This window comes from Bartonella sp. AP57NXGY (assembly GCF_042195805.1).
Taxonomy (GTDB): Bacteria; Pseudomonadota; Alphaproteobacteria; order Rhizobiales; family Rhizobiaceae; genus Bartonella.
The window spans coordinates 1-590 of sequence record NZ_JBHIOZ010000628.1; the positions used below are offsets into that span (position 1 = coordinate 1).

Consider the following 590-nt stretch of genomic DNA (forward strand, 5'->3'; position numbering starts at 1 on the left):
GTAATTAAATCAACTTTAGTTTCTTCTAGAAGACCTGTAAACCAATTTAATTTTATATACAGATTTTTATCCAATGGCCGCGGTCCGGTATGATGTGCATAGTCATGATAATAGCCCCACAAACAGCGAGCATCGTAAATGTCTTCTTTAGATAAGTTACGACTATGCAATTGACCGAACAGGAATTTACTATCTCGACCGAGTAAACGTTCAGCTTCCACAATTGTTTGCTTGTTGTAAATATCAAAGAATTTACTGAAAAAAAACAAAGCAAATGCTTGCTTATCAATTTTTTGAGCAGCTGCTACAGATTCTGGGAATAGAACAATGCAATTGCCTTCTAAAAAACCTCTTGATGCTATTCCCATTTTTATACATTGAAATGGTGATACATAATTATTTGTATATTTTGAGGCGTCAGCAAGATAGGCCGTTTCATGACGATATCCTGTAACTAATTCCAGCCGGAATCCTTCTGGATCAGGTCCATTTGTTGCACGCATTGGAGCCAAGAAAACAAGGGCGCATCTGGTAATGGGGCTTTGAAAGCAGCCAAAGTGTTATCAAATTTAGGAGGGGTCGTTAAACCG

General features: G+C 37.8%; 1 pseudogene. It reads right to left on the reverse strand.

From position 1 onward, the window contains the following. Positions 1-512: pseudogene (locus ACFIL8_RS12360) on the reverse strand (hypothetical protein); the annotation flags it as partial. Between the last annotated feature and the right edge of the window lie 78 nt (positions 513-590).